Origin of the sequence: Pseudomonas sp. S8, assembly GCF_050473925.1 — a bacterium.
Lineage (GTDB): Bacteria > Pseudomonadota > Gammaproteobacteria > Pseudomonadales > Pseudomonadaceae > Aquipseudomonas > Aquipseudomonas parakoreensis.
In genome coordinates this window covers 3,676,078-3,688,781 of the sequence record NZ_JBFDVZ010000016.1, presented here as the reverse complement: position 1 = coordinate 3,688,781, position 12,704 = coordinate 3,676,078, and the positions used below count along the sequence as shown (strand labels likewise).

Annotated in this window: 14 protein-coding genes; 5 read left to right on the top strand and 9 right to left on the bottom strand. The window is 61.3% G+C overall.

Features of this window, described 5'->3' with window-relative positions; genetic code table 11:
- Nucleotides 1-40 precede the first annotated feature (40 nt).
- Nucleotides 41-805, top strand: a complete 765-nt coding sequence (locus AB1J88_RS17830) for an SDR family oxidoreductase (protein WP_430291616.1) — start codon at nucleotides 41-43, stop codon at nucleotides 803-805.
- Between the two features lie 198 nt (nucleotides 806-1,003).
- On the top strand, nucleotides 1,004-1,909 hold the full coding sequence (locus AB1J88_RS17825; RefSeq protein ID WP_086794257.1) for a cation diffusion facilitator family transporter: 906 nt from the start codon (nucleotides 1,004-1,006) through the stop codon (nucleotides 1,907-1,909).
- Between the two features lie 177 nt (nucleotides 1,910-2,086).
- On the opposite strand, the gene AB1J88_RS17820 is transcribed toward AB1J88_RS17825, so the two are convergent.
- From AB1J88_RS17820 to AB1J88_RS17790, 7 genes are all read right to left on the bottom strand, one after another.
- Nucleotides 2,087-3,220, bottom strand: a complete 1,134-nt coding sequence (locus tag AB1J88_RS17820) for an AGE family epimerase/isomerase (protein WP_430291614.1) — start codon at nucleotides 3,218-3,220, stop codon at nucleotides 2,087-2,089.
- A 254-nt stretch (nucleotides 3,221-3,474) separates the two neighbouring features.
- Nucleotides 3,475-4,047 (bottom strand): HupE/UreJ family protein, encoded by a 573-nt coding sequence (locus AB1J88_RS17815; protein ID WP_047291003.1) that lies wholly within the window; start codon nucleotides 4,045-4,047, stop codon nucleotides 3,475-3,477.
- Nucleotides 4,048-4,074: 27 nt separating this feature from the next.
- The gene (gene ureG, locus AB1J88_RS17810; RefSeq protein WP_041065601.1) at nucleotides 4,075-4,689 is read right to left on the bottom strand and encodes an urease accessory protein UreG; all 615 of its coding nucleotides are present in this window, start codon (nucleotides 4,687-4,689) and stop codon (nucleotides 4,075-4,077) included.
- 11 nt (nucleotides 4,690-4,700) lie between these two features.
- Nucleotides 4,701-5,375: an urease accessory protein UreF gene (locus tag AB1J88_RS17805; protein WP_430291613.1), complete on the bottom strand. Its 675-nt coding sequence runs from the start codon at nucleotides 5,373-5,375 to the stop codon at nucleotides 4,701-4,703.
- Complete coding sequence (gene ureE / locus AB1J88_RS17800) at nucleotides 5,372-5,872, bottom strand: urease accessory protein UreE (RefSeq protein WP_003221180.1); 501 nt, start codon at nucleotides 5,870-5,872, stop codon at nucleotides 5,372-5,374. The genes AB1J88_RS17805 and ureE overlap by 4 nt, the downstream gene beginning before the upstream one ends.
- Before the next feature lie 244 nt (nucleotides 5,873-6,116).
- Nucleotides 6,117-6,749, bottom strand: a complete 633-nt coding sequence (locus AB1J88_RS17795) for a TetR family transcriptional regulator (protein ID WP_430291612.1) — start codon at nucleotides 6,747-6,749, stop codon at nucleotides 6,117-6,119.
- A gap of 173 nt (nucleotides 6,750-6,922) precedes the next feature.
- Nucleotides 6,923-7,429, bottom strand: coding sequence for a hypothetical protein (locus tag AB1J88_RS17790; RefSeq protein WP_041065594.1), 507 nt, complete (start codon nucleotides 7,427-7,429; stop codon nucleotides 6,923-6,925).
- Nucleotides 7,430-7,814: 385 nt separating this feature from the next.
- Between AB1J88_RS17790 and AB1J88_RS17785 the strand changes: the two genes are divergently transcribed.
- Complete coding sequence (locus AB1J88_RS17785; RefSeq protein ID WP_430291611.1) at nucleotides 7,815-9,890, top strand: AsmA family protein; 2,076 nt, start codon at nucleotides 7,815-7,817, stop codon at nucleotides 9,888-9,890.
- A 129-nt stretch (nucleotides 9,891-10,019) separates the two neighbouring features.
- Here the strand turns inward: AB1J88_RS17785 and AB1J88_RS17780 are convergent, their stop codons facing one another.
- Together AB1J88_RS17780 and AB1J88_RS17775 are read right to left on the bottom strand one after the other, a co-directional pair.
- Complete coding sequence (locus tag AB1J88_RS17780) at nucleotides 10,020-10,553, bottom strand: ferritin-like domain-containing protein (protein ID WP_003221186.1); 534 nt, start codon at nucleotides 10,551-10,553, stop codon at nucleotides 10,020-10,022.
- A gap of 91 nt (nucleotides 10,554-10,644) precedes the next feature.
- Complete coding sequence (locus AB1J88_RS17775; RefSeq protein ID WP_430291610.1) at nucleotides 10,645-11,604, bottom strand: LysR substrate-binding domain-containing protein; 960 nt, start codon at nucleotides 11,602-11,604, stop codon at nucleotides 10,645-10,647.
- Between the two features lie 109 nt (nucleotides 11,605-11,713).
- On the opposite strand from AB1J88_RS17775, the gene AB1J88_RS17770 reads away from it, so the two are divergent.
- Both AB1J88_RS17770 and AB1J88_RS17765 read left to right on the top strand, forming a co-directional pair.
- On the top strand, nucleotides 11,714-12,352 hold the full coding sequence (locus tag AB1J88_RS17770) for an FMN-dependent NADH-azoreductase (protein ID WP_430291609.1): 639 nt from the start codon (nucleotides 11,714-11,716) through the stop codon (nucleotides 12,350-12,352).
- Nucleotides 12,353-12,658 (top strand): DMT family transporter, encoded by a 306-nt coding sequence (locus tag AB1J88_RS17765; protein ID WP_222016832.1) that lies wholly within the window; start codon nucleotides 12,353-12,355, stop codon nucleotides 12,656-12,658.
- Nucleotides 12,659-12,704 lie beyond the last annotated feature (46 nt).

The following is a 12,704-nucleotide window of genomic DNA, read 5'->3' as shown; positions in this document are numbered from 1 at the left end:
TTCCAATGGCTGCGCTGGCGGCCGACGCAAGGAGAACACGATGTCCAACACCCTGTTTATTACCGGCGCAACCTCCGGTTTTGGTGAAGCCTGTGCCCGTCGATTTGCCGAGGCTGGCTGGAAACTGGTGTTGACCGGTCGTCGTGCAGAGCGTCTGAATGCCCTGTGCGTCGAACTGTCGGAGCAGACTGAAGTGCATGGCCTGGTACTCGATGTACGTGACCGCAAGGCGATGGAAGAGGCAATTGCCAATCTGCCGCCGTCGTTCGCCAAGCTGCGTGGCTTGATCAACAACGCCGGGCTCGCGCTGGGCGTCGATCCTGCACCGAAATGCGACCTCGACGACTGGGACACCATGGTCGACACCAACGTCAAAGGCCTGATGTACAGCACCCGCCTGCTGTTGCCACGGTTGATCGCTCACGGCCGTGGCGCCGGCATCGTCAACCTCGGCTCCATCGCCGGTAACTATCCGTACCCGGGCAGCCACGTGTATGGCGCGACCAAGGCGTTCGTCAAGCAATTCTCACTGAACCTGCGCTGCGACCTGCAGGGCACCGGCGTGCGCGTCAGCAACATCGAGCCGGGCCTGTGCGAAAGCGAGTTCTCGCTGGTGCGTTTTGCCGGTGACCAGGAACGCTACAACGCCACCTACGCCGGGGCTGAGCCGATCCAGCCGCAGGACATCGCCGAAACGATTTTCTGGGTGCTCAACGCGCCAGCACACATCAACATCAACAGCCTGGAGCTGATGCCGGTGAGCCAGACCTGGGCCGGGTTCGCCATCGAGCGTAACAAGGCGTAAGACCGCATAATGGCCATCGCTGGCAAGCCAGCTCCCACAGGATCGTCGGTATACATAAATCTTGTAATCGACTCGGTACCTGTGGGAGCTGGCTTGCCAGCGATGAGGCCGTAACAGGCAAAACATGGCGATAAGGTAAACTCTCTCCTCAACAACCCCACCGCACCCCGCGGTTCAAGGGTTTTTAGAGGAGGCTACGTGAGTAACCGAGGTGAGCAGTCACTGCTCAAACAATCGACCATCCTGATGTTCGCAGTGTCGATTGCCGGGATCGTCACCGGTTTTGTTTCAGGTTCGCAATCCATCCTTTTCGATGGTTTTTTCTCGCTGATCGCAACGTTCATCAAAGTACTGATGTTGATCACCGCCAGGTTGATCGCCAAAGAAAGCAATCATCGCTTCCAGTTCGGTTTCTGGCATCTGGAGCCGATGGTGCTGCTGATCGAAGGCAGTTTCCTCCTGTTGATCGCTATCTATGCGTTTCTTAACGGTGTGTTCGGCATCATCAACGGCGGCCGCGACATCGAGTTGGGGCTGGTGATCATTTATGCGGCGGTGTTCACCGTCGTTGAATTCGCCTATTTCTTCTACGTGCGTCGGCGCAATCGCAAACTCAAGTCCAGCCTGATCCAGTTCGACAACATCAGCTGGCTGGTGGACGCGATGCTCTCGGTCGGCCTGTTGATCAGTTTTCTCGTGGCGCTGCTGCTCAAGGCCCAGGGCTTTGAGGCGTGGGCGAAATTTGTCGACCCGCTGATCCTGATCGTGCTGGCGCTGACCATGTTGCCGCCGGCGTTCAAGATCCTCGGCCCCGCGCTGCGCGATGTGCTGGGTATTGCCCCGGACACGCTGGATGACCAGGTGCGTCAGGTCATGGAAGCGGCGAAGGTCGAACACGGTTTCGACGATTACGTGACCTACGTGCAGAAGCACGGACGGGCGCGGTTCATCGAGATTCATGTGGTGTTGCCGGCGAATTACCGGTTGCACAGCGTTGGGCAACTGGATGCGTTGCGGGAGGAGATTTCGGCGCAGTTGGGCGAGCCGGATGCGGCGCGCTGGTTGACCATCAGCTTCACGGGCGACAAGAAGTGGATCGCGTGATGTAACCCCGATTTAGGCTGACAACACATTTGTGGCGAGGGGATTTAGCGAAACGTCGCACCGCCCCGATGGGCTGCGCAGCGGCCCTGCTGTTTTAGGGGCGCTTCGCGCCCCGTCGGGGATAAATCCCCTCACCACAGTAATCCCTTTGCAACAGCAATCCCATTTTTCAAGAGATCAGCGCAGGTATTCAGCCAATCCGCTATAGCACGTCGCCAAGTGATAAGGCGTGGTCGACGGCATGTCCTTGCGGCTGACCTCGCCCAGTTCATCCCGGCACTCATGCCACCCGCCCGCATGCAGAAACCGTTGCTGCAGCGCCTGCAACTGGCGCAGCACGGTGCCTTCGCTGTTAGGGCGCAAGGTCAGGGCGCGCAGGTATTCCGCCTGCGCCCAGATGCGCTGAGTCGAATCTTTCGGGCGACCGTCCAGTTCCAGATCGAGCATCGCCCGCACCGCCCCTGAAGGCTGTTCAACGCCGAATTGCTCGGTGAAAGCAAAGGCTCGCTCCAGCGCCGCGTGCAGTTTCGAACCGCGCAGCAGCGCTGAAGATTCAAGCAGGAAATACCATTCGAACTGATGCCCTGGCTCGTACCAGTTATCCACAGCCCCGAGCGGCTTCTCCATCAACACTCCGTGCTGCGGATCGACGAACTGCGTGTGCATGGCTGTGCATAACTCGACCAGCGCTTGCTGCGTCGCCGCGTCTTCACGTACCGCCAAAGTGGCGAGGAACGCTTCGGCCAAGTGCATCAGCGGGTTCTGCAGTGGCCCGGTTTGCAGGGTGATCCAGTCGCGGTCCAGGCACGCTTCGTACAAGCCATCGCCAGCGGCGAAGCGCTGGCCGATCACTTCCAGTGCAGCGTTGAGCGTGGATTCCACCAACGGCTCGCGGGACTTGGCCCAGTAATGGGCGCAGGCGAAGAGGATGAAGGCGTGGGTGTAGAGGTCTTTGCGCTGATCCAGCGGCTGGCCTTGCGCGTCGATGCTGTAGAACCAGCCGCCGTGCTCGGCATCATGGAAGTGCCGTTGCAGCGAGCGGAACAGCGCGGCGGCGCGCACCTCGGCGTTATCCACAACCCCGATCAGGCTGGAAAACAGGTACAGCTGCCGTGCGCAGGCCATCGCCCGATAGCGTTGCGGTGGCAAGGGTTGATGCGCCGCGTCGAGTGCCTCGTAAGGCAGCGCCATGTCGGCGTTCCAGCCCGGGCCTTGCCAGAGCGGCACGATCACGTTCAGAAAGTGCTGTTGCACGTCGCTGAACAGGGCGGTCAATTCGGGCAGGGAGGTGGAGCGGCAAGCATGGGGCATTGGCGGACGTCGTCACGGCTGGGGCGATTGCGCGACATGGTAGCAGAGCGGCGGCCCGATGAGACGCGGTGTCTGTCAGTCCGCCTTCGCGAGCAAGCCCGCTCCCATAATTGAATCGGATTCGCAGCTTGATTCTGTAGGAGCTGCCGCAGGCTGCGATCTTTTGATCTGGCTTTTAACAATCAAAGTCAAAAGATCGCAGCCTGCGGCAGCTCCTACAGGAGAGTGCAGTCCAATTGTGGGGGCGATAGAGATCAGCCGGCCAGCAACCAGGCGCCAGTCACCGCCGAAGCAGCACCTGCCACTCGCACCAACGGCGCAGCAGCCTGCGGCAGAACACGAACCACGGCATAACCCGCCGCATGCAGCGCTGCCGTCGCCGCGACAAAACCGGCGGCATACGCCCACGGGCTGCTCATGTCCGGCAGTTCCAGGCCGTGCGCCACGCCATGGAACAACGCGAACAACGCCGTCGCCGCCACCGCCATCACTAGCGGTGGACGCACCGCCAGTGCCACTGCCAGACCCAGCGCCAGCACCGAAGCGGCGATCCCGCTTTCCAGCGCCGGCAACTCCAGCCCTTCAAAACCGAGCATGCCGCCGATCAGCATGGTGCCGACGAAGGTGCATGGCAGCGCCCAACGCGCCGCACCTTGTTGCTGCGCCGCCCACAGGCCGACCGCAATCATCGCCAGCAAGTGGTCGAGGCCGCCGATCGGGTGGCTGATACCGGCGACCAGCCCACTGTCGCCGTGGCCCGGGTGGGCGAAGGCGAGGGCTGGGGTCAGCAGCAGCGCCACGGCGCCGAGAATGCGTTTGAGTGTCATGGAGAAGCTTCCTTGTTGGTCAATGAATCAGGCGGCGTTCAGCAAGCCTTGGCGTTCGATGAAGGCAATGATGTCTTCCAGGCCCTGGCCGGTTTTCTGGTTGCTGAAGACGAACGGCTTGCCGTTACGCATGCGCTGGGTGTCGCTGTTCATCATTTCCAGCGACGCGCCGACCAGCGGCGCCAGATCGATCTTGTTGATCACCAGCAGATCGGACTTGCAGATCCCCGGCCCGCCCTTGCGCGGCAGCTTGTCGCCGGCAGAGACGTCGATCACGTAAATGGTCAGGTCTGACAGCTCCGGGCTGAAGGTTGCCGACAGGTTGTCGCCACCGGACTCCACCAGAATCAGGTCCAGCCCTGGAAAGCGTCGGTTCAGTTGATCGACGGCTTCGAGGTTGATCGAGGCGTCCTCGCGGATTGCCGTGTGCGGGCAGCCGCCGGTTTCCACGCCGATGATTCGCTCCGGTGCCAGTGCTTCGTTGCGCACCAGAAAGTCGGCGTCTTCGCGGGTGTAGATGTCGTTGGTGACGACGGCCAGGTTGTAGCGATCACGCAGCGCCAGGCACAGGGCCAGGGTCAATGCGGTTTTGCCGGAACCGACCGGGCCGCCGATGCCGACGCGCAGGGGTTGTGTGTTCATGGTTTGTTCTCCTAAGAGCGAAACAGTCGGCTGTACTGGCGCTCATGCGCCATGCACGCCAGGGACAGGCCGAACGCGGCGCTGCCGATGTGTTCGGGATTAATGCGCGTGGCGTCCTGCTGCACCTGTTGCAGCAGCGGCAGCAGTTCGCTGGTCAGGCGCTGGGCGGCTTGCTGGCCCAGCGGCAGGGTTTTCATCAGTACCGCGAGCTGGTTTTCCAGCCAGCTCCATAACCACGCGGCAAGGGCGTCTTGCGGGCTGATGCCCCAGGCGCGGGCGGCGAGTGCCCAGCCGAGGGCCAGATGCGGTTCCGCGCATTGCTCAAGAAAGCGGCGGGCCGGCGCGTCGAGTTCCGGCAGGCCATTGAGCAATTGCTGCAGCGAGTAACCCATCTGCCGGCTCTCCAGATGCAACTCACGGGTCTCGCGGCTGGCGCGGTGGGTTTCGCAGATGCGCAGCAACTCGGGCCAGTTTTCGTCGATAGCGGCCTGACAGTGGGCGAGCAGCAGCGGCGCTTCGAAACGGGCGAGGTTGAGCAGCAGTTGATCGCTGATCCAGCGCCGGGCGCTGTCCGGGTTGTTCACCCGGCCGTTATCCACCGCCATTTCCAGTCCTTGCGAATAGCTGTAGCCGCCAATCGGCAGTTGCGGACTGGCCAGGCGCAGCAGCGCCCAGGCCGGATTCACAGGCGAACGCCGAACTGATGGAGTTTGGGCGCGTAGTTGAAGTCTTCGTCGCCATGCCGCGAATGGTGATGGCCGCCGCCGTAGGCACCGTGCTCCGGCTGGAACGGCGCTTCAATCGCTTCGACCTGCGCGCCGAGCTGTTCGAGCATGGCCTTGAGCACGTAATCATCGAGCAGACGCAGCCAGCCATCGCCGACTTGCAGAGCGACGTGGCGGTTGCCCAGGTGATAGGCGGCGCGGGTCAGTTCAAAGGCATTGGCGCAGGTGACGTGCAGCAGTTGCTCGGGGCGGGCGCAGACGCGAACGATGCGGCCGTCCTCGGCCTGCAGGCATTCGCCGTCATATAACGGTGCCTGACCGCGCTCCAGAAACAACCCGACGTCTTCACCGTCGGCACTGAAACAGCGCAGACGGCTTTTGCTCCGCGCTTCGAACGTCAGGTGCAACTCGGCGGACCAGACAGGTTGAGGGTCGATTCTGCGATGAATCACCAGCATCGGAAAGCTTCCAGCAGTGGACTGTAGAGAGGGCTAGAGCAAGGGGCTTGCCAACCGTGCGAGATGTAGGAAATCCCTGTCGGAGCGTAGAGGATGTTTCAAGATGTTGCAGGATTTTGGAAGATTTTGGTGCGTGAAGATTTTTACATGCACCAATTTGTAGCCAATAAAAAAGATCGCAGCCTTCGGCAGCTCCTACAGGGGATTGGTGTAGGAGCTGCCGAAGGCTGCGATCTTTTGATCTTTACTCGGTACTGCCCAGCCCTTGCCAGTGCTTGAGGCCGATAAAGATGAAGCGCAGTTGCTGGGTGATCTTCGCCTGGGGTGTCAGATGTTCCGGCAGGGCCTCGGCAGGCGGGTCGATGATGTCCGGCAGGGTGGCGAACACCGATTTGACGATCAGGTCGGCGATCACGCTCAGGCCGGCCGCATCCAGATGTTGCAACTTGGGCATCAGCGTCAGGTCGGCCGCGAGGTCGGCGCTGATGTTCTCGCGCAGACGACCGATTGCCTGACGCACCGGCAGCGAGCCGCCGTACTGCTCGCGGGCGAGAAACAGGAATTGCGAGCGGTTGGCGCTGACCACGTCGAGGAAGATCCGCACCGACGCATCAATGATGCCGCCCATGACGAATTCGTTGTGGCGCACCAGGCGGATGGTTTCGCGGAAGGTCTGGCCGACTTCACTGACCAGCACCAGACCCAACTCGTCCATGTCGGTGAAATGCCGATAGAAACCGGTGGGCACGATGCCGGCGGTCTTGGTCACTTCGCGCAGGCTCAGGCTGCCGAAACCTCGGCCGCTTTCCATCAAATGGCGGGCAGCGTCCATCAGGGCGTTGCGGGTCTGTTGTTTCTGTTCGGCGCGGGGCAGCATCGCAAAGGCGTTTTCTTGAGCGGGACAAGCGCCGCACTCTAGCAAATCGGCTTTGCTGGCGTCGAACGGCAGGGGGAATGTCGGCGGTAAAAAAGGGTTTTGCAGATTGCCAGTGCTGAAAAAGTCAAAAGCCCAATCCGGTGATTGGGCTTTTTTTCCAGGCCGCCATGGGCTTAGCTCAAAGCGCTGTTGCGTTCGATGACACGGTCACCACCACCTTCGGCAACGGCTTGGCCCAGTGGGGTTTTGTCGAAACCGTCTTCGGCAAGGGTCTGGCCTTGTGGGGTGCGGTCACCACCACCTTCAGCGAGGGTCTGGCCTTGTGGAGTGCGGTCGCTGCCATCGGAAGCCAGGGTCTGACCTTGTGGAGTCTTGTCATAGCCGTCTTGCACCAGACCTTTCTCTTCCAGACGATCACGGCCACCTTCTGCTACAGCTTGACCTTGTGGCGTCTTGTCGTAGCCGTCTTGTACCAGGCCCTTTTCTTCCAGACGATTACGGCCGTTTTCAGCCAGGGTCTGGCCTTGTGGCGTGCGGTCACCGCCATCAGCAGCCACAGTCTGGCTGAACACCGAGTGGCTGGATTTCACTTGTGGGGTAGCCTGATCGGCAGCGGGCAGGGCGAAAGCAGTGCTGGCTAGCATCGACAGGGTAAGGCTGAGCAGTAATTGGCGTTTCATGATGGGTTGCTCCTTGGGAGGGCGATAAAGTGGGTACGAAGCCAATGCTACTCTCGATAAGTCGATATAAAAGTTCATAAACGCAATGGTAATAATCAACAGAATTGATTGTTCTGCCGAGGCGCTCTAGCTCGGGCGTTTGCGGGCGGCGGTTTTGCACCGCAGTGGGTATTTTCGACTCACTCGCGCCTCGCAAATGTGCGGATGGCGGTAACGCTGTTCGACCAATCGGTCAGCATTCGGGCGATTTTTTGCCACGGAATCTATATTCCGATTAAACCTGCGCACTGTTTGCCAGTCGTAGATTTCATGAGGGCCGCTTTGGCCCGCCGTTTCAGCTGTGCGTCGCGAAGTCGGCGTGCGGTCGTCATCAGGAGTTTTGTGCATGACGCGCACCGGGAAAATCTTCAGTTGGACCTTCGCCATCCTCGTACTGCTGCTGGCGGTACTCGTTCTGATCATCGTGTTCTTCGATTGGAACCGGATCAAACCGCCGCTCAACGCCAAAGTCTCGGAAGAACTGCATCGACCGTTTGCCATCAATGGCAACCTCGCGGTGATCTGGCAGCGCGAGCCGGACGAGGGCGGCTGGCGGGCCTGGGTGCCGTGGCCGCACGTGGTGGCTGAAGACCTGACGCTGGGTAATCCGGACTGGTCGAAGCAGCCGCAGATGGTCACGCTCAAACGCGTGGAGCTGCGCATCTCGCCGCTGGCCCTGCTGGCGCAACGGGTGACGATCCCGCGGATCGACCTGACCGAACCCAATGCGCAACTGCAACGCTTGGCCGATGGGCGCGCCAACTGGACCTTCAAGATCGACCCGAAAGACCCGAACGCCGAACCGTCGAACTGGGTGGTGGACATCGGCGCCATCGGTTTCGACAAGGGCCACGTCACGCTGGACGACCAGACGCTGAAGACCAATCTCGACGTGGTGATCGACCCGCTAGGCAAGCCGATTCCGTTCAGCGAAATCGTCGGTGACAAAGCCGCGAAAACGGCCCAGGACAAAGGCACCGCGCCGCAGGACTATGCGTTCGCGCTGAAGGTCAAAGGCCAATACCATGGCCAGAGTCTCACCGGCCAGGGCAAAATCGGTGGATTGCTGGCGTTGCAGGACGCGAACAAACCATTCCCGCTGCAGGCCCAGGCGAAGATCGGCGCCACCAGCCTCGAACTCGCCGGCACGTTGACCGACCCGCTCAACCTCGGTGCCCTCGATCTGCGGCTGAAACTGGCCGGTGCCAGCCTCGGCAACCTCTATCCGCTGACCGGCGTGACCCTGCCGGATACGCCGCCGTATTCCACCGACGGTCACTTGATCGCCAAATTGCATGACACCGCCGGGGCGAAATTCACCTACGAGCAGTTCAACGGCAAGATCGGCGGCAGTGACATTCATGGCGATCTGACCTATGTCGCCAGTCAGCCTCGGCCAAAACTCAGTGGTGCGCTGCTGTCCAATCAGCTGCTGTTCGCCGACCTCGCGCCGCTGATCGGCGCCGACTCGAATGACAAGCAAAAGGCCCGCGGCGGCGAGAGCAAGCAGCCGAGCGACAAAGTGCTGCCGGTGGAAGAATTCAAGACCGACCGCTGGCGCGCGATGGATGCCGACGTCGAGTTCACCGGCAAACGCATCGTGCACAGCGAAAAACTGCCCTTCACCGACCTTTATACCCATCTGAAACTCAACGACGGCGAGCTCAGCCTGGAACCGCTGCGCTTCGGCGTGGCCGGCGGCAATCTGGACGCGCAGATCCGCCTCAACGGTCGAGCCGAACCGCTGGAAGGGCGGGCCAAACTGACCGCGCGCGGGTTCAAACTCAAGCAGTTGTTCCCGACCTTCGAACCGATGAAAACCAGTTTCGGTGAGCTCAATGGCGACGCCGACATCAGCGGCCGCGGCAATTCGGTGGCCAAGCTGCTCGGCGGCGCCAATGGCCAGTTGAAGATGCTGATCAACGACGGGGCGATCAGCCGTGAGCTGATGGAACTGGCAGGGCTTAACGTCGGTAACTATGTGGTCGGCAAGATCTTTGGCGACAAGGAAGTGAAGATCAACTGCGCGGCGGCGGACTTCGACATCAAGACCGGCCTGGCGACCACCCGGTTGTTTGTGTTCGATACCGAGAACGCGATCATCTATATCGACGGCACGGCGAACATGGCCACCGAGCAACTGGACCTGACCGTGACCCCGGAATCCAAGGGCTGGCGTCTGATTTCGCTGCGTTCACCGCTGTACGTGCGCGGCAAGTTCATCAAGCCGGACGCCGGGGTCAAGGCTGTACCGTTGATGCTGCGCGGGGCGGGAATGGTTGCACTGGGCGTGATCGCTGCACCAGCGGCGGGGCTGCTGGCGCTGGTGGCGCCGAGTGGCGGGGAGCCGAATCAGTGTGCACCGCTGCTTGAGCAGATGAAGGCGGGCAAGGCGCCCGTGACCGTCAAGCCAACCAAGTAAGGCAAGAGCAAAAGATCGCAGCCTGCGGCAGCTCCTACAGTGGAATGTAGGAGCTGCCGCAGGCTGCGATCTTTTTGCTTCTGTTGCGGCCCCTTCGCGAGCAGGCTCGCGAAGGCGGTTTCGAAGGGCTTACAGGTCTTTCAGAATGTCGGCCATGTCATCGGCATGCTCTTCTTCCTGCGCGAGGATGTCTTCGAAGATGCGCCGAGTCGTCGGGTCTTTTTCGCCGATGTACTGAATGATCTCGCGGTAGCTGTCGATGGCAATCCGCTCGGCCACCAGGTCCTCATAGACCATTTCCTTCAAGGTGTTCCCCGCCACATATTGGGCGTGGGACATTTTCGACAGCAGGTCCGGATTGAACTCCGGCTCGCCGCCCAGTTGCACGATGCGCTCGGCCAGACGGTCGGCGTGTTGTGCTTCCTGGGTGGCGTGTTCGAGAAATTCGTCAGCGGCCACATTGGCTTTCAGACCGTTGGCCATGAAGTAGTGACGCTTGTAGCGCAGCACGCAGACCAGCTCGGTGGCCAGCGATTCGTTGAGCAGGCGCAGCACCTCTTCACGGTTGGCACTGTAGCTTTCGGTTACCGCGCCGTTCTCGACGTGTTGCCGCGCACGTTCGCGCAGGGTTTTGACATCCGACAAGTGCAGGTCATCGCTCATTTCGATCTCCAGGAGGCTAATCCAATGGGCGCCACGCTCTACAGGCGTGATCGCTTACCCTGGTTGTGAGTCCTGCGCGACGCAAAAAGTTTTACGAGATTTGCGCCGTCCCCCCTGTAGGCGCTGCCGAAGGCTGCGATCTTGGCGTCAGTCCGGACAACACGGCCTCCTCCTGCAACCAGGCAAAAAACGCCCGCACCGGCGGATGGCGCTCCCGTCCCGGCACGCACAGCGCGCTGTACCCGGCACCCTCAACCTGCACCTGCCCCTTGTACGGCACCAGTAAACCGCTGGCGACGCTCTGCGAGACCAGAATATTGCTCGCAAGGACCAAGCCTTGCCCGGCAATTGCCGCTTGCAAGGCGTAGTGCTCTTCGTCGTATTCGCGCATTGCGGGATGCTGGTTCAGCCAGTTCTCACCTGCGCGGGCGCACCACGCTTCCCAGCCGTGGGCATACAGCTTCGAGTTGTGCCAGCGCACGCTGATCAGCGCCGGCGTGCGCCGGGCGGCCAGCGCCACCTGCTCCGGTGAGCCGTACACGCCGAACGACTCATCGAACAGGCACAAGCCGTAAAGATTGGGGTAGTCGTCAAGGCTGTAGCGCAGCACCAGATCGACGCTGGCGTCCTGATGCAAGTCGATGACTTCGCAGTGGGTATCGAGGCGCACGTTGATGTTCGGGTGCTGCGCATAAAAGCGCCCGAGGCGCGGTACCAGCCATAGCGCGGCGAAGGCGGCCGTGGTCGACAGCGTCAGGCTGCTGCCACTGCGTTGCGGGCGCAGGGTATCGACGCTTTGCGCCACTTCCAGCAGCGCGCCGTGCAGGCTGCGAAACAGCCGCTCGCCACCTTCGGTCAGGCGTACCTGACGCGGCAAACGTTCGAACAGTGCCACGCCGAGCCAGTCTTCCAGCGTACGGATCTGATGAGAGATTGCCGTGGGCGTGACCGACAGCTCTTCGGCGGCGGCCTTGAAACTCAGCAGGCGCGAAGCGGATTCGAAGGCGCGCAGAGCGGTCAGCGGCAACGAGGCGAACATTGAAAACTCCATGGATGAAATGAATTCATCCCGACTGATTTTTGCTCATTTGAACGGACGCGGTCACGCGCTTCAAGCTGCAAGCCACAAGCCGTTTGATTCTAGTCCGGAGGAAATACAGATGAGCAAAATTCTTGCAATACATGCCAGCCCACGGGGTGACCGTTCGCATTCACGGCGCCTCGCAGAAAGCTTTCTCAGCGCCTGGCAATTGCGCCATCCGCAGGCGCAGGTCACCCGCCGTGAAGTCGGGCGCACGCTGATCCCGCCAGTCAACGAAGCGTTTGTCGCTGCCGCGTTTCATCCTGAGCCCGAGGCGCGCCCACTGTCGATGCAGGCCGATCTGGCGCTCAGCGATCAATTGGTCGGCGAGTTGTTCGAGCATGACCTGCTGCTGATTTCCACGCCGATGTACAACTTCAGCGTGCCCAGCGGCCTCAAGGCCTGGGTCGATCAGATCGTGCGCCTGGGCCTGACGTTCGACCACAGCCTCGACAACGGCGTGGCCCAGTACACCCCGCTGCTGCAGGGCAAGAAAGCGTTGATCGTCACCAGTCGCGGCGGGTTCGGCTTCGGCCCCGGCGGTGAACTGGAAGCACTGAACCACGCCGATCCGTGGTTGCGCACCGCGCTGGGCTTTATCGGCATCAACGACGTCACGGTGGTCGCGGCCGAGGGTGAAGAGTCGGCCGAGCGCACCTTCGCCGTGTCAGTGGCCGAGGCCGAGCAGCGTTTGCTCGACCTCGCCCGGGGGTTCTAGATGGCCTGGCTGTTCCTGCTGATCGCCGCCGGGTTCGAAGTCACGTTTGCCATGGGCATGAAATACGCCGAAGGCTTCACCCGGTTGTGGCCGTCGCTGATCACGGTGCTCGCGGCGATTGGCGGGGTTTACTTCCTGACGCTGGCGATGCGCGAGTTGCCGGTGAGCATCGCCTACCCGATCTGGACCGCGATCGGCTCGCTGGGCACGGTGTTTCTCGGCTTTGCCTTGCTGGGCGAGAGCCTGACCCTGATGAAACTGCTGTCGGTGGGGCTGATTGTGGCGGGGGTGGTGGGCCTGAAGTAGGCTGGTCGTGGAGTTGTCATCATCAGAGAGGATGCTTGGCGGGCGT